Here is a 19,307-nt window from a genome sequence, read left to right on the forward strand (position 1 = left end):
GATGCCGACAACCTGCCGTAGAGGTCACGCTGCTGTCGTAAGGTGGATGTCGCGAGCCGGAAGCAACGCATGGACGGCGCACCCACTCCATGCGTTGCGCGCACGCCTGCGATGGAGGGGCGCTGCACGTACGACCCGCGCCTCCGAGCACGCGTGACACACGCGTGGCTCTTGCCGCCGTTCTGCCGAAACCGGCCAATGCCTGCGCGGACTTCCCATAACGCGGAAGGCCCGCGCAATGCGGGCCTTCCTGGATGAGGCAACGACGAGCTGCCCTCAGAACGGGATATCGTCGTCTGCGAAATCGTCCATCGGCGGTGCCGACTGCTGCTGGGCCGGCTGCTGACGGCGCGGCGCATAGTCCTGACCACCGCCACCGCCGCCGTATCCACCACCCTGCCCACCGCCGCCGCCCTGCTGACGCGGCGCCGAGCGCTGCGGGCGATCGCCGCCCATCCCGCCACCGCCGCCTTCACCACGGCCGCCGAGCATCTGCATCTCGTTGGCGACGATGTCGGTGCTGTACTTTTCCACGCCGTCCTGGCCGGTGTACTTGTCGTAGCGCAGTTCGCCTTCGACGTAGACCTGCGAACCCTTGCGCAGGTACTCGCCGGCGATTTCGCCCAGCTTTCCGAAAAACACCACGCGGTGCCACTCGGTGCGTTCCTGGTTATTGCCGTCGCGGTCCTTGCGCATGCTGGTGGTGGCCAGGCTCACGCGCGTGATTGCCATGCCGGCCTGGGTGTACTTGGTGTCGGGATCGTTGCCGAGGTTGCCGACGAGGATGACTTTGTTGATGCCGCGGGCCATAGGTGCTTCCGAGATGATGCGCTGGCGCCGGGAGCGCGCAACGATGAATGTCTGTGCGGCAATGTTACCGCACCTGCCGCTCGGCGGTCCTGGCAGGTTGCCGCGCGGCGCTGCCGGGCAAGTGCCTTGCCAAGGGTCGGAAATCCAGCCCGTACAGACCTTTGCGGGTCACGGCCCAGCTGCGCAGGGCGGCAAATGTGAAGACGCCGGATGTGCCCGGCGGGACGGATCCGGCCGGGGCACCTATAATCGACCCACATCACGAATGCCTGCGCATGACCATCGCCGAAGACCTCCCCACCGTGCTGGGCCTGCCCCAGATCCAGTCCCTCGCCGCGCCCGACATGGCCGCGGTCGACGCACTGATCCGCCGCCGTCTGGCCTCGGACGTCGTGCTGATCAACCAGATTGCCGATCACATCATCTCTGCCGGCGGCAAACGCCTGCGCCCGATGCTGGTGATGCTGGCCGGCCACGCCGCTGGCGGCTCCGGCCCGGAGCACCACCAACTGGCGGCAATCATCGAATTCATCCACACCTCGACCCTGCTGCACGACGACGTGGTGGACGAATCGGACCTGCGCCGCGGACGCAGCACTGCCAACGCGCTATGGGGCAACGCTCCCAGCGTGCTGGTGGGCGACTTCCTGTATTCGCGCAGCTTCCAGCTGATGGTCGAACTGGACCGCATGGAAGTCATGCAGATCCTGGCCGACACCACCAACCGCATCGCCGAGGGCGAAGTGCTGCAGCTGCTGCACGTGCATAACCCCGACACCGACGAAGCGGCCTACCTGCGCGTGATCGAGCGCAAGACCGCGGTGCTGTTCGCCGCCGGCACGCGTCTGGGTGCGCTTGCCTCCGGCGCCAGCGCGCAGGTGCAGCAGCAGTTGTACGACTACGGCATGCAGCTGGGCTTTGCCTTCCAGATCGCCGACGACGTGCTCGACTACGCCGCCGAGGCCGCGGACCTGGGCAAGAACCTGGGCGACGACCTGGCCGAAGGCAAGGCCACCCTGCCGCTGATCCACGCGATGGCGCACTCCGATGCCACCACCCGTGAGCGCCTGCGACAGATCGTCGAGCAAGGCGATGCGGCGGCGATGCCGGAAGTGCTGGCCGCCATCCATGCCACCGGCGGGTTGGACTACAGCCGTCAACGCGCGGCCGAATACGCCGCTGCCGCCGAACAGGCGCTGGAAACCCTGCCGCACAGCCCTGCCGTGGCGGCGTTGCGCGGCCTGGCGCGCTACGCGGTCGAGCGCACGCACTGATCCGGCGCGCAGCGCGCGCCGGCCGGGATTTGAGATTGGAGATCAGGGATTCGCAAAGGCGGCGTGATCGCGGTTTTGCGCGTCCCGACATCGGTTAGCCGAATGATTGATCAGCGCAACGCCCGAGCAAAAACCCGGGGGTTTGATTCGCTGAAGGACGGGACTTCGCTCTTGCGAATCCCCAATCCCAAATCACCAATCCCGGTTACTGCCCAAAGCGCTCGTCGAAGAAATCGCCGAGCATGCGATACGCCCGCTTGGCCGCACGCGGGTTGTACAGGCAGCCCGGCGGGCTGTTGGCGTCGGCCTCGGCAAAGCAATGCACCGCGCCGCTGAAATTGACGAATTGCCAATCCGCTCCGGCTGCATTCATTTCGGTTTCGAACGCGGCGATATCCGCCTTGCTCACGCTCTTGTCGTCGGCACCGTTGAGCACCAGCAGCGGCGTCTTGGCCGAGCCGGCGGCGGCCGGGCTGGGAGTCGCGATGCCACCATGCAGGCTCACCACGCCGGCCAGCTGCGCGCCTGAGCGCACCAGCTCCAGCACCGTGGTGCCGCCGAAGCAGAAGCCCACCGCACCGATGCGCGCTGCGTCCAGCGGCGCCTTGCCGGCCTGCGCCTTGAGCACCTCTACCGCTTTCAGCGCGCGTGCGCGCAACTCCGGCGGATCCTTCTTCAGGGCGCCGGCGAACTGCCCAGCCTCGCTGTCGTTGGCCGGGCGCTTGCCCTTGCCATACACGTCGGCCACCAGCACCACGTAATCGTCGCCGGCCAGCTGCTTGGCCTTGGTCACCGCCGAGTCGTTGACACCGCGCCAGTTGGGCACCATGACCAGCCCCGGGCGCTTGGCATCGCCGGCATCGTCGTACACCAGCACGCCGCTATAGGTGTCCTTGCCGATCTTCCATTCCAGCGGCTTGGCCTGCATCGCCGCTGCTGCGGGGAAGGCCAGCGAAGCCAGAACACCGATCAACCCAATGCCACGCCATGTCCGTTGCTTGTACATGTGCTTGCTCCCAGGATGGTGCGGCGAGTGTAGGCGCTGCTGCCGTGCAGGAGAGGTCATCGTCGCCGCTGCCGGCCACGGTGGCGGCAGGCAGTCAGTCCGATCACACCTGCGCGTTCGCATGCGCTGCGCGTGTGTGCGTGCGTGCTTTCGAGGCGATCACGCCACCGCGGCGGCGCTGGCGTTGGCGCGGCGACCAACAGGCAACGAACATCCATCGGGTGGCGGAGAACAGCGCGCAGGCACAGCGGTGTGCGAGCGGCACATGCCAGTGCCGAGCATCGGCCATGCCCACCAGCCGATGAGCGCAGCCGGTGCGTTAGCCGCCTTCAGTGCACACCCAGTCCGTCAATCGCGCTGATTGCCGCCGGGTCGAACCCTGCCAGCTGCGCGAAGTGGCGGCCGCGCGCAACGTAGTCGCTGTAGGCGCCGAAGCTGGGCGCCCCGGGCGAGAGCAGCACCACACCGCCCTGCTGGCCCAGCGCAGCGCGCGCCAGTCCCATGGCGTGTTCGAGATCGTTGGCCGCATGCAGGCCGAAGTGCCCCGCCTCGGCCAGCGGCGCCAGCAATGCATGGATGCGTGGGCCGTTGGCGCCCATGGTCACGATTTCCAGCGGCGCCTGCCGCGCCATCTGCTGGGCGAAATCGTGCCAATCCAGCCCGCGATCATGGCCACCGACCAGTAGTGCCACGCGTCGCTGCGCAAAGCACGCCAGGGCAGCCAGCGATGCATGCGGCGTGGTGCTGATGGAATCGTTGACGTAGCTGATGCCGTCCACGCTGCCGAGCAACTGCAGGCGGTTGGGCAATGGACGAAAGCTCGCTGCCGCCGGCGCAAGTGCCGCCGCATCCAGGCCCAAGGCCTCTACCGCCGCCAGCACCGCGCACAGGTTGCGGCGGTTGTGCTCGCCCGGCAGCGGCACATCGGCGGTATCGAAAATGGCCTGTTCGCCGCGATAGACCACGTCGCCACGCAGATGCCAACCGGCGGAATGATTGAACCAACGCACCTGGCTATCCGGCAACTGCAGGCCGGCAAGCAGCGGGTCGGCAGCGTTAAGCAAGGCGATCCGCGGCCGGCCTTCGGTCACCAGCGACAGCTTGTCGCGCACATAGCGTGCCTCATCGCCGTGCCAGTCCAGATGCTCGGGAAACAGATTCAACACCAGTGCCAGTTCCGGGCGCGCGCCGCTGCGCCCGACATCACCGGTCTGGTAGCTGGACAACTCGATCGCCCAATACGCCGGCGGCGGCTGCGGTGCCAGCACTTCCAGCAAGGGCTGGCCGATATTGCCGACCAACGCGGTGCGATGCCCGGCCGCGCGCAGCAGGTGCGCCAGCAGCGCCGTGGTGGTGCTCTTGCCCTTGGTGCCGGTGACGCAGATGACACCGGGCACGCTGCCGTCCGCCTGCGCGTGTTCGGCAAACCACAGCGCGGTGCCGCCGATGAAGCACGTGCCCTGCGCGGCGGCGACCAATGCCTCGGCGCGATACGGGCTGATGCCGGGCGACTTCACGACGATCTCGAATCGCCCCAGCGCCTGCGCGCTGGCAGCGGTTTCCACCTGCAAGGCCGCATCTTCCAGCGCATCAATCTCGCGCGCCTCTTCGGCGTTGCAGAACACCGTCAGCGCTTGCGTCGGCAGGCGCGCCCGCAGCGCACGGTACGCCGCGCGTCCTTCACGCCCCCAGCCCCACAACGCAACGGTCTTGCCTTCAAGCTGCGAAATTCGCACGCACGCGCTCCCACAGCGCCGGCGGAATCCGGTGCTCGCCATCGATGGCCATGAGTGGCTCGACCTGCAGATCATTTGGGTCGAGCTGCGGCTGGATGTCGCGGATGAAGCGCTTCACCAACGCGTCCTCCTTCCACTCCGCGCGGCTGGCCAGCACCGCCATCGCCGCGCGCGATTCACGGCCTTCGCCCACGCATTCGAACGGCTTGTGGTCCTGGAATTCCAGCAACGCGTCGTAGCCGCCGGCCTGGGTCGCATCGTCGAGCAGATTGCGCCCGAAGATGTTGACCAGCCGTGTCTTGGGCATGAACGGCGCCAGCGCCAGGAACACGAAATGGCACTTCGGGCACACGCCGCACCAGCGATGCACGGGGCGCTCGCCCATGATGTGGAAGTTGCGGTTGCAGCTGGAAAAATGCGCGTCGTAGTGATCGGTCTTGGCGAACTGCCGCGCCACCGCCAACTCCGAAAGCGGCCGCAGCAACGAGTAGTAGCGCAGATCGGCTGCCACGTGCCGCTGCACGTACTCGCCGAACGCCTGTTCGAAGGCCCAGCCCTTGGACCACTGGTGATTGACCTCGCCGGTGCCGGGAATCTGGCTGCCGTAACTGGCCGAGCGTTCGTTGGAGAACACCACCTGGTCAACACCAGTGAGCAGCGCTGCCAGCACCAGAATGGCCGAGTTCACCGCGGTCACCGGGATATGCCCGTTCCACGCGCCCTGGCGGTTGAGTTCGAACAATTCCGGTGCCAGCACGCGGCCGATGTTGAGTACCGGCAACCCGGTGCGCTCTGCGCAGGCACGGATGAGTTGCGAACCGCCGATCCAGCTCACGGTCTGCGCCAGGCCGGCCTGGCGCAGCGCCTCGATGCTGACCAGCGAATCCTTACCGCCGCCGATCGCCACCAGCGCATGCTCGCGCAACCCCACCGCCGGCGCGGCGGCAGAAGCCTGCGCCTCCACCGGGAAGTGGATCTTGCCGTGCAGATCCAAGCCATTGCGGTAGGCAAATTCGCCCAGGCCGTGCAGATACACGCTTTCCACCAGCGCGGCCGTCTCGGCATCGATGCCGTAGCTGTCGATGGCGATGTTCGGCGGCACCGCGGCCTTGAAATAACTGACCCCTGCAATGAGATGCAGCAGCCGCAGCGCCTGTTGCACGGCAGTTGCCCGCGCGCCCTCCAGCACGAACGGAGCGCCCGGCACCGCAACGGTCTCGACCAGCTCCGGGCCTTGATCGAAGGCATACACCAGCGTCGCCACGCCGGTCTGCGCGTCGAGTGCGCAACGCACGAAACGGAAGGTGGACATCTGATGTTTGTCGAAAGCGCTCATGGACTACCTGCAGAAACACGTACACGACGCAGATAACGTCGGCACAGGACATATTCAATCATGGAAAACGGCACCGCCGCCCAAAGCAACGGCAGGCAACCGATCACGAACAACAGCAGCATCACATCCGAGCGAATCACCGTTGCGTCGCCGGTGATGGCCAACGCGACCAGCAGATACAGCAGCAACGCCGGCAGATAGCCAAGCGCACTCAACACCACGGTGCGCAATGCCATGCCGCCGGCGCGCTGCGCGCGTGCCTGCCGGGCACGCCGACGTTGCCAGAACGCTGCGCTCCACGCGCCGAGGCCGGCAGCGACCAATGCGGGGATTGCCCACTTCAAGCTGTCGGTCCACGGGGTCGGTTGCCCGGCGATATCGATGGCGGTGGAAAACACCATCGCCACGCCACCGGCCAACGTGCTGAGTACGACGAACTCAGCCAGTGGACGCATCGATCACCTCTTCGCGCGGCAATTCGCGCTGATTGTAGGTGCTGGCCATCGTGTAGCCGTAGGCACCGGCATCGGCGACCAGCACCACATCGCCCGGTGCAGTGGCCGCTGGCAGCCGGCGACGCTTGCCGAACACGTCCGACGATTCGCAGATCGGCCCGACGATATCGAACATGCCATCGGCCGGCGCGTCGAGTTGGCTGAGGTTTTCGATGTCGTGCCAGGCGTCGTACAACGCCGGGCGAATCAAGGTGTTCATGCCCGCATCCAGGCCCACGCGGTGCACGCCGTCCTTCTCGATCACCTGGGTGACGCTGGCCAGCAAGACGCCGGCTTCGGCCACCAGATAGCGGCCCGGCTCGATCGCCAGGCGGTAGCCAGGATGCACCGCCTTGACCTCGGCCAGGCCCTTGGCCCACACCTCCAGATCGAACGGCTCGTCTTCGGCGCTGTACGGAATCGGCAGGCCGCCGCCGATGTCGATGGTCTCTACCGTGCCGATGCGACGCGCGAAGCCGGCCAACTCGTCGTACATCATCCGCCAGTGCTCGCCGGTCTCCACGCCACTGCCCAGATGCGCATGCACGCCGGTGATGGTGACCTCGAGCGTGCGCGCCACATCGACGAATTCATCAACGCGCGTGGACGACAGGCCGAACTTGGACGCCTTGCCGCCGGTGTTGACCTTCTCGTGATGGCCGTCGCCGTGCCCCAGGTCGATGCGCAGCCAGATCGTGCGGCCACGGAACACCTCGGGCCAGTTGCGCAGCGCTTCGACGTTGTCCACGGTCACCGTCACGCCCAGCGCGAAGGCCGCTTCGTATTCGGCCTTGGGCGCAAAGCTCGGCGTGAACAGCACGCGCCGCGGCGACAACTCCGGCAGCGCCTGGAAGACGCGGCGCAATTCGCCCTGCGAAACGCACTCCAGCCCGAAGCCGGCCTGTTCCAGCGCCATCAAGATGGCCGGATGCGCGTTGGCCTTGATCGCGTAATAGCGCTGATCCACCGCGGCAATCTGCGCCAGCGCATGCGCACGCGCACGCACCGTGGGCAGGTGGTACGCGTAACGCGGCGTCCCGGCCTTGGACAGCGACAGCAGATGCGCGCGCTCGGCATGCCACCACGGCGTGGGACGCGGACGTACCGAGCCGATGATCTGCCGCCAGCGCGGGCCGAACACCTCGCCCTCGCTGACCGGCATTGCACCGCTGTCGATCAGTTCGGCATGCAGGATCGGCAGCAAACCGTCGGCATCGGCTTCGTCGATGACGAAGGTCAGGTTCAAGTCGTTGGACGACTGCGAAATCATGTGCACGCGCTCCTGCCCGAACGTGGCCCACACGTCGGAGAGCTTGTGCAGCAGCGAACGCATGCCGCGCCCGACCAGGGTGATGGCCGCGCAAGGAACGATGATCTTGACCTTGCAGATCTGCGACAGATCGGCCGACAACGCCGCCAGCACGTCGGTGTTGACCAGGTTTTCCGAAGGATCCAGCGACACGGTGACGTTGGTCTCGGCCGAACCGATCAAGTCCACCGACAGGCCATGCTTCTTGAACAGCGTGAACACATCGGCCAGGAAGCCGACCTGCTGCCACATGCCGATACCTTCCATCGACACCAGCACGATGCCGTTGCGACGGCTGATCGCCTTGACGCCCAACACCGGCTCGGCATTGCCGTCGATGCTGGTACCCGGCAGATCGGGGCGCTCGGTGTCCAGGATCGCCATCGGCACGCCGGAGTCGCGGCACGGCTTGATCGAACGCGGATGCAGCACCTTGGCGCCGGTGGTGGCGATTTCCTGCGCTTCGTAATAGTCCAGCCGAGTCAGCAGCCGCGCATCCGGCACTTCCTTCGGGTTGGCGCTGAACATGCCGGGCACATCGGTCCAGATTTCCACGCGGCTGGCGCCGAGCAGCGCACCGAAGTACGCCGCCGAGGTATCCGAACCGCCACGGCCCAGAATCGCGGTGCCGCCATCGGCATGACGCGAAATGAAGCCTTGCGTGATCAGCAAGCGTGTCGGTTGCGCGGCGAAACGCGTTCGCCAATCGGCATCGGACTGCCACTGGCACGACACCGACAGCCGCTTGGACCACTCGCTCTGATTCGGCTGCGGGGGCAGCGCCGACAGCCATTGGCGCGCATCCAGCCAGCCCATGTCCAGGCCGCTGGCATGCAGGTACGCCGCACCGATGGTGGACGACAGCAACTCGCCCTGCCCCAGCACCTCGGCCTGCCAGTCCAGCGTGCGCGTTGCAGCGCGCGCGTCGCCCAGCAAAGCATGCAGTGCGGCCAGTCGCTCGCCCAGCACCGCATCGGCGTCCAGTTCGAGCTCGGCCAGAAACTCACGATGGCGTTGGTCCAGTGCCGCCACGCGCTGTGCGCTATCGGCGGCGCCGTCGGCAATGGCGGTGAGCTCGTTGGTCACGCCCGACAATGCAGACACCACCACCAGCACGCGACCGCCGGTCTCGTGCGCCCGTTTGCCCGCCAGTTTTCCAATCGTGTCCCAGCGATGACGACGCGACACCGAAGTGCCGCCGAACTTGAGGACGATCCAACGATCGGTAGAGTGGGGAGCTGACATTGAGATAGGCGTTTAGGATGGGGGGAAGATGCCCGGGATGCCGAGCGGAACCTCCGATTCTACTGCCAATGCCGCTGACATGACCCCGCGTGCGATCACAGCGTTCCGGTCGCCACGTCCACTGCCGTATCGGTTTGCACTGCAACCATCGCCGCGCCCCTCCTTCGATCGAGATGTCCCCACCATGAGCAAGCACCGCTATCTGCAACTGGATGTTTTCGCCGCCCGGGCCGGCAGCGGCAACCCGCTGGGCGTGGTCTTCAATGCAGAGACGTTGTCGTCTGCGCAGATGCAGCAGATCGCCGCGTGGCTGAATCTGTCCGAGACGGTCTTCTTCCTGCCGGTCAGCGTGCCCGATGCCGATTACCACATCCGCATCTTCACCCCACGTGCCGAGCTACCGTTTGCCGGCCACCCCAGCGTCGGTGCCGCGTGGGCGGCGGTGACCCACGGCGTGACCGCGTACAAGCCCGACGGCCGGCTGCGCCAGCAATGCGCGGCTGGCGTGCTGCCGGTGGACGTGTTCGACCGGCACGGCGCCTTGTTGGTGCGGCTGCGCGCCCCGCGCGGACGCGCCATCGACACGGGCGACACGTACGCCGAGGCGCTGCGTGCCGCCTGCACTGGCCTGCGCGTCAGCGCGCAGCCTGCCGCACTCTGGAACAACGGCCCGAACTGGTGGTTGCTGGAATTGGCCGACGCGCAGGCGGTACGGCAGGCAGTCCCGGAGCTTGCCGCCATTGCGCGCCTGACCCAGGCCAGCGCCGCCGTTGGCCTGGCCATCTACGCGCCCGTGCACGATGGCGATGCCGACTTGGTCGTCCGCGCGTTCTGCCCGGGCGATGGCATTGCGGAAGACCCGGTCACCGGCAGCGCCAATGCCTGTATTGCCGCCCGCCTGCATGGCGAGGGCCGCCTGCCCGGAGCGCAGTCGCGCTACGTCGCCAGTCAGGGCCGCGAGGTTGGCCGCGACGGCCGCGTCCAGGTGGAGGTGGACGCGGAAGGCGAAGTCTGGATTGGTGGAGCGACGCTGCAGGTGATCGACGGCCGCATCGATTGGTAAGCTGCCGCGCCCTCACTGCGGATCGACGCCCATGACCACTCGCCGTTTCCTGCAACTGGATGTGTTCTCCGCCCGCCCCGGCAGCGGCAATCCGCTGGCGGTAGTGCTGGATGCGCAGGGTCTGGACGATGCGGCGATGCAGGCCATCGCACGCTGGACCAAACTGCCGGAGACCACCTTCGTCTTTCCCGCCGAAAGCACGCACAGCAGCTACCGGCTGCGCATGTTTTCGCCGCAGAAGGAGGTGCCGTTTGCCGGCCATCCCAGTGTGGGCACTGCGCATGCCGTGCTCGAGGCCGGCCTGGCCGCACCACAGGATGGCGTCCTGGTGCAGGACGGCATCGCCGGCCGGTTGCCGCTGCGTGTGGAGCAGCGCGGCGGCCACCGCAGCATTGCGATCCGCACGCCACGCGCACGCGTGGCCGAGCAGGTGGATGCCGACGATCCGCGCCTGCGCGATGCCTTGCAGGGCTGGCCGCTGGGGACGCTGCCGCCTGCGCTGATGGACGGCGGCCGCATCTGGTGGGTGGTGGAACTGGCAAGCGAAGCCGCGCTGCGCAGCCTGCAGCCGGACTGGGACGCGATTGCCGGGTTGGCAGAATCCACCGGCAGCATGGGCGTGTTTGCGTATGCACGCGCCGGCGCACCGGGCGCCTACGATCTGGCAGTACGTGCCTTCGTCGGCAATGGCCGGCGCTTCGAAGATGCGGCGTCCGGCGCGGCCAATGCGGTCCTGGCCGCATGGCTGGACAGCCGTGACGCATTGCCCGGCACCGACCGTCGCTACACCGTCAGCCAGGGCCGCGAAATCGGCTTCGATGCCCTGTTGGAACTGCATATCGATGCCGACGGCGACGTGTGGTCGGGTGGCCAGGTGCAGACGGTGATTCGCGGCACGCTGGACTGGGCTTAGGGCGGCAGCAGCGCTGCCGCGCTGGATTCAACGCAGCGGGTGGCCTGCAGGTGCTGCCAATTTCTGATCACCGCCGGTGCAGCGCGCATCGGCGCTTGTGTGAAGCAAGGCGCCTCGCATCAATCAGCGCCCACGCCTGGTTGACGCGCCATTGCTGCCGGCAATCGCTCCGCCAAACGCAAGAACGCTGCGGTTGCCCGCAGCGTTCTGTTTAGCCCGATGCCGGAACCACCAGCGGTACCGCATGCATCCGGCACTGATCAGTCGGGGCGCACGTCGACACGCACACGGATTCGGTCGCCCGGGTTGTAATCGCTACGCGTGTGGTACATGCGGCCGGCGTATTCGTAGGTGACGTCGTAGCCATCCACGCGGTCGCGTTCACGGCGGTAGGACACCGGCTCGCAGACCCTCACGTTGCCCTGGTAGGTGCGGTGATTGGCCTCATAGATCGAACGGCCCGCCGCGACGCCCGCCATGGTGCCCACGGCGGTACCGACCAGACGACCATTGCCGCCGCCGACCTGGCTGCCGAGCACGGCACCCGCAATACCACCGATCACACTGGCCACGCCGCGATTGGACACACCGGCCTGTGCATAGCCGCCGTCGCGGTAATACCCGTCGTTGCTCGTGTAATAACCGTCGGCGGGACGATCGTAGCAACGCTCGCTGGTGCGCTCGTTGTAGGAGTCGGCAACGATGATCGGATCCACGCGCACGACGCGCGCATATTCGTAACGGCCATCCTCGTAGCCGCTGCGGCCGTAATCGCGATAGCCGCTGTCATAGCGCTGCGCCGTGGCATTGCCCGCCACGACCAGACCCATCACCAGAGCACCAAGCACGAGAGTTTTCATTGCGGCAGCTTCATAGGGAGGACACGCTGCCGATGCTCGTCCTGCGCCAGTGAAACCGCACTGAACCAAACCGGCCGTAAAAAGCCCCATTCAGGTTGCCGCCAGCTGCGCGCGCCGGGCGTTTGCGCCGACGCGTCGCAGCGGTATTGGCGTTAGCTGGAAAACTCGGTTTCCAGACTGATCGGCACCGCGCTCAGTGCCTTGGAGACCGGGCAATTCTTCTTGGCGGTGTCGGCCAGCTCGCGGAACTTGGCCTCGTCGATGCCGGGCACCACGGCCTTGAGCTTGAGGCGAATCTGCGACAACTGCGGGCCGCCTTCCATCGACAGATCCACATCGGCGCGCGTGTCCAGCGAGGCCGGCGGAAAACCGGCTTCGGTCAACTGCGCAGACAACGCCATGGTGAAACAGCCGGCATGCGCGGCGGCGATGAGTTCTTCCGGATTGGTGCCCTTCTCGTCGCCGAAGCGGCTGCTGAAGGCATAACGGGTGTTGTCCATCAAGCCGCTCTGCGGCGTGCTGAGCTGGCCCTTGCCGGTCTTGAGGTCGCCTTCCCAGTGGGCGGTGGCGTGACGTGAAATACCCATTGCGATCTCCTGCGCTGAAAGGAGCGCTCACGATAGGTGAGAGGGTGTTAGCTGGTGGTGCGGGGATTCGGGATTCGGGATTCGGGATTCGGGATTCGGGATTCGCAAGAGCAGACCGCCAGGCACCTCAGGCAGCAAGCGACTGTTTGTCTGCACGCATGATGTTGCGCATCGAACGCCACCGCGCGACCGACCACGGTGCACGTTCGGCGAGAAGCGGCTGCCTCTTCGCAATCGACGCCTCATGGATCAAAGGCCACCGCGCGTTGGTTGCGCGGTGGGGGCGCCGCTCCTGGAGCGACTCACGATATGACGGCGCAGCCGCGCTTAGCCGAGCAGGGTTTCCAGCACGGCCATGCGCACGGCAACGCCATTGGCAACCTGCCGCAGCACGCAGGATTGCGCGCCGTCGGCCACTTCATCGGTGATTTCCACGCCGCGGTTGATCGGGCCCGGGTGCAGCACCGCGGCGTCGCGGCCAGCACGCGCCAGACGCTCGCGGGTCAGACCATATTCGGCGTGGTACTGCTCCAGCGAGGGCACCAGGCCTTCTTCCATGCGCTCGCGCTGCAGGCGCAGCATCATCAGCGCGTCGGCACCTTCGAGCATGGCATCGAAATCCTGGCCGACCACGCAGCCCTCCAGTATGCCGTCGTCCGGCAGCAGGCTGGCCGGGCCGCAGACGCGGATCTCACCAGCGCCTAGCGTGCGCAGGGCATGCAGGTCCGAGCGCGCAACACGCGAATGCTTGACGTCGCCGACGATGACGACCTTGAGCTTGGAAAAATCGGTGCCCTTGGCCTGGCGCAGGGTGAGCATGTCGAGCAGGCCCTGGGTGGGATGCGCACTACGCCCGTCGCCGGCATTGATCAACGCGGTGCCCTCGCCCGCGGCTGCCGCCAGCGCTTCCACCGCGCCGTCCTCGGGGTGACGCACCACGAAGCCGCGCACACCCATCGCTTCGAGATTCTTCAAGGTGTCGCGCGCGGTTTCGCCCTTGCGGGTGGATGAGGTGGATGCATCGAAATTGAGCACGTCCGCGCCCAGCCGCTGCGCGGCCAGATGGAAGGAGCTGCGCGTGCGCGTGGAGGGTTCGAAGAACAGCGTGCACACCGCCGTGCCCGCCAGCACGCTGCGCTTGCCCACGCGCCCCACCGCCGCATCGCGGATCTGGCCGGCGCGGTCGAGCAATTGCAGCAGCGTGGTGCGCGGCAGTCCTTCCAGGGTGAGCAGGTGGCGCAGGCGTCCGTCCGAATCGAGTTGCATGGTGGTCATCGCAGGTCGGGAGTCAAGGAAGAGAGGTGGCTTGGTCGGGCGCGGCCAACCAGCGTTCGACGATCACTGCGGCGGCCATCGCATCGAGTGCTTCGGCGTCGCGGCGGCGCTTGCGCCCATCCGCGCGCTCGCGCGCGAAACGCTGCGCAGCCTCGACCGAACTGGAGCGCTCGTCGATCAGGACAACCGGCAGCGCATAGCGCTCGCGCAGCTGGCGGCCGAACGCGTGTGCGCGCTTGCGGGCGGGTTGGTCTTTGTCGTCCAGCGTGAGCGGGTCGCCAACCACCAGGCCGTCCGGTCGCCACTGCTTGTACACGCGGTCCAACGCAACCCAGTCCGGGCCGTTGGCATGCACATTGATGACGGCCACCGCGCGCGCGCCGGCACCGAGCGCGGTTCCGACCGCCACGCCGATCCGGCGCGACCCCACGTCGAAGCCCAGCACCGTGCCATCGGGGCGAATCGCGCCCGCCTCAGGCATGCCCGGAATAATCCGTGAGCCGGAACAGGTCTACGCCGATACGCCCGGCAGCGGTCTGCCAGCGATCTTCCAGCGCGGTCGCAAATAGCACGTTGGCATCCGAGGGCGCGGTGAGCCAGCTGTTTTCGCCCAGCTCGAATTCCAGCTGGCCGGCACTCCAACCCGCGCAGCCCAGCGCGACCAGCGCATTGCGCGGGCCGTTGCCGGCCGCCATCGCCTCAAGGATGTCGCGCGAGGTGGTCAGGAACACGCCCTGCCCCACTTCCAGGCTGGAATCCCATTCGCGCGCATCGTCATGGATCACAAAACCGCGCTCAGGGTGCACCGGCCCGCCGCTGAGCACGACCTGCTCGCGCAGCGGCTCATCGTCGGTGTCGATGCCCATCTGCGACAACACTTCGCCCAGGGTGTATTCGGAAGGCCGGTTGACCAGCACGCCCATGGCGCCGTTCTCGTCGTGCTGACAGATCAGCGCGACGCTGCGCGAGAAGGTGGGGTCGGACAGCGCCGGAAGCGCAATCAGCAGTTGGTTGGCCAGAGGCGTGGGCAAAACAGACATGGCCGCATTCTAGCCGTTCGCTTCGCCGCGCGCAGAGCCGCTGCCATACTGGGCCTTGCCGGCGCCGGAAACGTGCGATGCCGCCGATGCGGCAGCCTTCGCGGCAGACCGCATGCGGCGCCTGACCGACACGTTCAGCTTGACCGCGATGCGTGCGAGTTGCAGCGCTGCAGCGGCGCAAACGGCCTCCCGGCCTCTGCGCTACTGCCGCTCGCCCGCCACGGCAGCGACCGGCGCGCGACTGGCAAGCCTCGCCCCACAACCACAGGCATCCACATGAGCGGTTACTGCAGCATCGCCCCAGGCCATCCGGTCCATGGCCACTACCACGATCACGAGTATGGCTTTCCGCAGCGCGACGAACGCGAGTTGTTCGAACGGCTGGTGCTGGAGATCAACCAGGCCGGACTGAGCTGGCAAACCATCCTGCGCAAGCGCGTCAATTTCCAGCGGGCTTACGACGGCTTCGACGTGGACGCTGTTGCGGCATATGGCGACCAGGACATCAGCAGGTTGATGGGCGATGCCGGCATCATCCGCAATCGCCTCAAGGTGCTGGCGGCCATCCACAATGCACAGGTCATCCAGGCGCTACGCGCCACGCACGGCAGCTTCGCGCAGTGGCTGGACGCCCACCACCCGCTCGACAAACCGGCCTGGGTCAAGCTGTTCAAGAAGACCTTCCGCTTCACCGGCGGCGAAATCACCGGCGAGTTCCTGATGAGCCTGGGCTACCTGCCCGGCGCACACCATGCCCGGTGCCCGGTGTTTGCGCAGATCCGGGCACTGGCGCCGCCCTGGCTGCAGGCGCAGACGCCGGCGAAAGCGCGCACGGTCCAGCGCGGCTAGACACCTCTTGCACGGCGCACGCGAAATGCTCGGGGTCATGGCTATTCGCATCGGCATTTCCGGTTGGCGTTACGCACGCTGGCGCGGCACGTTCTATCCGGCTGGCCTGGCCCAGCGGCGTGAGCTCGAATACGCCGCGGGATGCTTTCCCAGCGTGGAAATCAATGGCTCCTTTTATTCGCTGCAGCGCCCGGACAGCTTCCAGCGCTGGCATGACGAAACGCCCGAGGACTTCGTCTTTTCGGTCAAGGGCCCGCGCTTCATCACCCACATGAAGCGCCTGCGCGATTGCGAGCAGGCGCTGGCCAACTTCTTCGCTTCGGGAATCTTGCGGCTGGGCGCCAAACTGGGCCCGGTCCTGTGGCAGCTACCGCCGACACTCCGGTTCGATGCCGAGCTGCTGGACGCATTTCTAGGCAGCCTGCCGCGCGACAGCGAGGCCGCGTTGGCGCGGGCGCGCAAGCGCGACACCGCGCTGATGCAGGGCCGCAGCGCCCTGGCAATCGATCGCAATCGGCCGATCCGTCACGCATTGGAAGTGCGTCACGACAGCTTCTGCGATCCAGCCTGCATGCGCCTGCTGCGGCGTCACAATGTCGCGGTGGTGGTCGCCGACACCGCAGGCAAATTCCCGTACCTGGAGGACGTCAGCGCCGATTTTGTCTATGTGCGTCTGCATGGCGATGCGCAGTTGTACGCCAGCGGCTACAGCGATACCGCACTGGATCGCTGGGCAGCACGCATCGCCGCGTGGGCCAGCGGAGCCGAACCGGACGATGCAGCCCGGGTCGGCGCACGCGCCCGCAAGCGCGCAATGCGCGATGTGTACTGTTATTTCGACAACGACATGAAGGTGCATGCACCGTTCGATGCGCGCGGGTTGATGCAACGGCTGCAGTTGCCTACCGATTGCCCGGCACGCGAAACCACCTAGAACTGCTGACAAACGACGGCGCTTGTCGCCAGGCGGGCCTGGCCGGTACACGGAAAGCGGCATGCATCGCTGGCACGCTGCGGTTCTGGCCGCGCCAGCCGCGCCCGCTGACCGTCTGCCCGCGACATCGTGCTAGCCGCTCCCGGACGCATGCGAGCGATCTTCGGCACGTATCACACGCCCATATAGCGGTGCGGGCGGTGATTGAACATCAGCACCAGACTCAGCATCAAGGCGCCAATGGCCGAATACAGCACCTTGTCCGGGGTCAGCACGAAGAAGGCGACCAGCATGAGCATCGCGTCGAAGCTCATTTGCACCTTGCCCGCGCTCCAGCCACGCTCGCGCTGCAGGTACACCGCCAGGATGCCGATGCCGCCCAGGCTGCCGCGGTGGCGAATGAAGAACAAAATCCCCAGGCCAGACAGCGCGCCGCCGACGATTGCCGAAAATGCCGTGCTCATGTGCGCGTAGTCGGCCCAGCGCGGCAGCAGGTTGGTCAGAACGCCGCACGCGCCGACTGCCGCGAAGGTCTTCAGGGTGAATTCCCACCCCATCCGGCGCACGCTCAGCCAATAGAACGGCAGATTGACCAGCACGAACACCAGGCCGAAATTCCAGTGCAGCGCGTAGTGCAACAGGAAGGCCACGCCGGCCATGCCGCCGATCATCAGTCCGCCCTTGGCAAAGATGGCCAGACCGAGGGATGCAACCAGGGTCGCCAGCACCATGCCTTGCGCATCCTCAGCCACCGAATGATGGAAGGCGTGGTCGTCGGCGGCAGTCCCGGCCGAATCCGGCGGAGGAGTGAGCGGGCCGGCGGTGACCACGGCACCATCGTCGGGCAAGGGTTCTTGCTCCGGTCGCAGATCGGAATCGGGAAGGCTCACGGGCTTGGGCACTGCAGTGGGGTGCGATATTAGACACTATCGACCTACCCGGTTACATCTGAAACCGGGACGACGCCTCGCCAGCTCGCTGCGTGACAGGGGCGCCTCGGCCGGCCGTCGACCGCCGCCTCCTCCGCAGCACCCGGGCATGCCGGGACGGCGCGGCAACGGTATGGCCGGGCTTCTCGATCGTCGGCAGATGCGCGGACGATTCGAGCCGGGCCGTCTTCTTCTTTGGCGCGCTCAGGCGATTCCTCCACGCGGCGGCCCGGGCCGCGTCGTCGGTACGATCCTGGCGCAACGCTGGTCGCCACGCCCGGCACGAAATGGCAGCGGCACGCAGACGGGCTGGCGTCGCCGCGGCGCCAGCAGGTCAGTTCCGTGCACGCCCGGGCAGGTATCCGCGTTTGTTATCCGTCGACACTGGCACCCGTGCACGCGGGCACCGAAGCGTGCTGCACTCAGCGCACTTCGGAAATTTCCACACCGTCCAGGCCCTGCGACAAGGTCTTGGCATCGCCACCCTGCGAGAGCTTGATGCGCAGGCGTACTTCGTTCTGCGAGTCGGCGTAGCGCAGCGCATCTTCGTAACTGATTTCGCCGGCCTGGTAGAGCTCGAACAGGCTCTGGTCGAAGGTGCGCATGCCCAGGTTGGTGGACTCCTTCATGATCTCCTTGAGCTTGTGGATCTCGCCATCGCGGATGTAGTCCTGCACCAGCGGCGTGCCCAGCATGATTTCCATCGCCACGCGTCGGCCGCGGCCGTCCGGGGTCGGAATCAGCTGCTGCGCGACCACGCCCTTGAGGTTGAGCGACAGGTCCATCAACAGCTGGTTGCGCCGATCCTCTGGGAAGAAGTTGATGATGCGGTCCATCGCCTGGTTGGCGTTGTTGGCGTGCAGCGTGCACAGCACCAGGTGGCCGGTTTCGGCGAAGGCGATCGCATGGTCCATGCCTTCGCGGGTGCGCACCTCGCCGATCATGATCACGTCCGGCGCCTGGCGCAGGGTGTTCTTCAGCGCATTTTCCCAGCTGTCGGTGTCGATGCCGACCTCGCGCTGGGTGATGATGCAGCCCTCGTGCTTGTGCACGAATTCGATCGGGTCTTCGATGGTGATGATGTGCCCGGTGGAATTCTGGTTGCGGTAGCCGATCATCGCCGCCAGCGAAGTCGATTTACCGGTTCCGGTGGCGCCGACGAAGATGATGATGCCGCGCTTGGTCATCGACAGCGTCTTGATCACCGGCGGCAAGCTCAGCTCGTCCACGGTGGGGATGCGCGTTTCGATCCGGCGCAGCACCATGCCCACCTGATTACGCTGGTAGAAGCAGCTCACACGGAAACGCCCGACCCCGGATACGCCGATGGCGAAATTGCACTCGTGGGTCTTTTCGAATTCCTCGCGCTGCGACGGCGTCATCACGTTCAACACCAGGTCGCGGCTCTGCTGCGCAGTCAGCGGGGTCTGGGTAATCGGGCTGATCTTGCCGTGCACCTTGATCGCCGGCGGCATGCCCGAGGTGATGAACAGGTCCGAGGCCTTCTGATGCGCCATCAGCTTGAGGAAGGAGGTGAAGTCGATGGTGCTCATGGCGTGCTCCTCTGGAGCAGGGATTCGGGAGTGGAGATTCGGGATTGGCAAGAGCGGATCCGGCACGGGAAATCGCAGTTGCGAATCCCCAATC

The 19,307-nt window shown here is 66.4% G+C and carries 18 protein-coding genes and 1 other RNA gene; 5 read left to right on the top strand and 14 right to left on the bottom strand.

Annotated elements, in window-relative coordinates:
- Positions 1-276 precede the first annotated feature (276 nt).
- Positions 277-810 (bottom strand): single-stranded DNA-binding protein, encoded by a 534-nt coding sequence (locus tag J7396_RS07610; protein WP_008572410.1) that lies wholly within the window; start codon positions 808-810, stop codon positions 277-279.
- Between the two features lie 275 nt (positions 811-1,085).
- Here J7396_RS07610 and J7396_RS07615 point away from each other — a divergent pair, with 275 nt between their 5' ends.
- Positions 1,086-2,084 (top strand): polyprenyl synthetase family protein, encoded by a 999-nt coding sequence (locus J7396_RS07615; RefSeq protein ID WP_011348098.1) that lies wholly within the window; start codon positions 1,086-1,088, stop codon positions 2,082-2,084.
- 205 nt (positions 2,085-2,289) lie between these two features.
- On the opposite strand, the gene J7396_RS07620 is transcribed toward J7396_RS07615, so the two are convergent.
- From J7396_RS07620 to J7396_RS07645, 6 genes are all read right to left on the bottom strand, one after another.
- A complete protein-coding gene (locus J7396_RS07620) occupies positions 2,290-3,090 on the bottom strand; it encodes a dienelactone hydrolase family protein (RefSeq protein ID WP_008572408.1) in 801 nt (266 codons plus the stop codon).
- A gap of 194 nt (positions 3,091-3,284) precedes the next feature.
- Positions 3,285-3,357, bottom strand: a non-coding RNA gene (locus tag J7396_RS07625) — sX9 sRNA.
- Positions 3,358-3,419: 62 nt separating this feature from the next.
- Positions 3,420-4,826 (bottom strand): UDP-N-acetylmuramoyl-L-alanine--D-glutamate ligase, encoded by a 1,407-nt coding sequence (gene murD / locus J7396_RS07630; protein ID WP_014090657.1) that lies wholly within the window; start codon positions 4,824-4,826, stop codon positions 3,420-3,422.
- A complete protein-coding gene (gene murL, locus J7396_RS07635; RefSeq protein ID WP_209261256.1) occupies positions 4,807-6,162 on the bottom strand; it encodes a UDP-N-acetyl-alpha-D-muramoyl-L-alanyl-L-glutamate epimerase in 1,356 nt (451 codons plus the stop codon). Before murL ends, murD begins: the two co-directional genes overlap by 20 nt.
- Positions 6,159-6,617, bottom strand: coding sequence for a hypothetical protein (locus J7396_RS07640; protein WP_008572403.1), 459 nt, complete (start codon positions 6,615-6,617; stop codon positions 6,159-6,161). Before J7396_RS07640 ends, murL begins: the two co-directional genes overlap by 4 nt.
- Positions 6,601-9,210 (bottom strand): bifunctional aspartate kinase/diaminopimelate decarboxylase, encoded by a 2,610-nt coding sequence (locus tag J7396_RS07645; RefSeq protein WP_014090660.1) that lies wholly within the window; start codon positions 9,208-9,210, stop codon positions 6,601-6,603. The genes J7396_RS07640 and J7396_RS07645 overlap by 17 nt, the downstream gene beginning before the upstream one ends.
- 184 nt (positions 9,211-9,394) lie before the next feature.
- On the opposite strand from J7396_RS07645, the gene J7396_RS07650 reads away from it, so the two are divergent.
- A complete protein-coding gene (locus J7396_RS07650; protein WP_041469731.1) occupies positions 9,395-10,273 on the top strand; it encodes a PhzF family phenazine biosynthesis protein in 879 nt (292 codons plus the stop codon).
- Positions 10,274-10,304: 31 nt separating this feature from the next.
- Positions 10,305-11,186, top strand: coding sequence for a PhzF family phenazine biosynthesis protein (locus J7396_RS07655; protein WP_057680723.1), 882 nt, complete (start codon positions 10,305-10,307; stop codon positions 11,184-11,186).
- Between the two features lie 260 nt (positions 11,187-11,446).
- Here the strand turns inward: J7396_RS07655 and J7396_RS07660 are convergent, their stop codons facing one another.
- From J7396_RS07660 to J7396_RS07680, 5 genes are all read right to left on the bottom strand, one after another.
- A complete protein-coding gene (locus J7396_RS07660) occupies positions 11,447-12,046 on the bottom strand; it encodes a glycine zipper 2TM domain-containing protein (RefSeq protein WP_039416638.1) in 600 nt (199 codons plus the stop codon).
- Between the two features lie 152 nt (positions 12,047-12,198).
- The gene (locus tag J7396_RS07665; protein ID WP_003489936.1) at positions 12,199-12,633 is read right to left on the bottom strand and encodes an OsmC family protein; all 435 of its coding nucleotides are present in this window, start codon (positions 12,631-12,633) and stop codon (positions 12,199-12,201) included.
- 327 nt (positions 12,634-12,960) lie between these two features.
- Positions 12,961-13,908: an aspartate carbamoyltransferase catalytic subunit gene (locus J7396_RS07670; protein WP_014090664.1), complete on the bottom strand. Its 948-nt coding sequence runs from the start codon at positions 13,906-13,908 to the stop codon at positions 12,961-12,963.
- A 13-nt stretch (positions 13,909-13,921) separates the two neighbouring features.
- On the bottom strand, positions 13,922-14,389 hold the full coding sequence (ruvX, locus tag J7396_RS07675; RefSeq protein ID WP_008571823.1) for a Holliday junction resolvase RuvX: 468 nt from the start codon (positions 14,387-14,389) through the stop codon (positions 13,922-13,924).
- The gene (locus tag J7396_RS07680) at positions 14,382-14,948 is read right to left on the bottom strand and encodes a YqgE/AlgH family protein (RefSeq protein ID WP_209261257.1); all 567 of its coding nucleotides are present in this window, start codon (positions 14,946-14,948) and stop codon (positions 14,382-14,384) included. Before J7396_RS07680 ends, ruvX begins: the two co-directional genes overlap by 8 nt.
- A gap of 276 nt (positions 14,949-15,224) precedes the next feature.
- On the opposite strand from J7396_RS07680, the gene J7396_RS07685 reads away from it, so the two are divergent.
- Positions 15,225-15,797, top strand: a complete 573-nt coding sequence (locus J7396_RS07685; protein ID WP_209261258.1) for a DNA-3-methyladenine glycosylase I — start codon at positions 15,225-15,227, stop codon at positions 15,795-15,797.
- A gap of 7 nt (positions 15,798-15,804) precedes the next feature.
- Positions 15,805-16,731: a DUF72 domain-containing protein gene (locus J7396_RS07690; protein ID WP_014090666.1), complete on the top strand. Its 927-nt coding sequence runs from the start codon at positions 15,805-15,807 to the stop codon at positions 16,729-16,731.
- 173 nt (positions 16,732-16,904) lie between these two features.
- Here the strand turns inward: J7396_RS07690 and J7396_RS07695 are convergent, their stop codons facing one another.
- Positions 16,905-17,579 carry a YitT family protein gene (locus J7396_RS07695; RefSeq protein WP_016851096.1) on the bottom strand — a complete coding sequence of 225 codons (675 nt, stop codon included), beginning with the start codon at positions 17,577-17,579 and terminating at the stop codon, positions 16,905-16,907.
- Between the two features lie 503 nt (positions 17,580-18,082).
- Positions 18,083-19,213: a PilT/PilU family type 4a pilus ATPase gene (locus J7396_RS07700; protein ID WP_008571827.1), complete on the bottom strand. Its 1,131-nt coding sequence runs from the start codon at positions 19,211-19,213 to the stop codon at positions 18,083-18,085.
- Positions 19,214-19,307 lie beyond the last annotated feature (94 nt).

The sequence above is a fragment of the Xanthomonas sp. A1809 genome (genome assembly GCF_017746015.1).
Taxonomy (GTDB): Bacteria; Pseudomonadota; Gammaproteobacteria; order Xanthomonadales; family Xanthomonadaceae; genus Xanthomonas; species Xanthomonas euvesicatoria.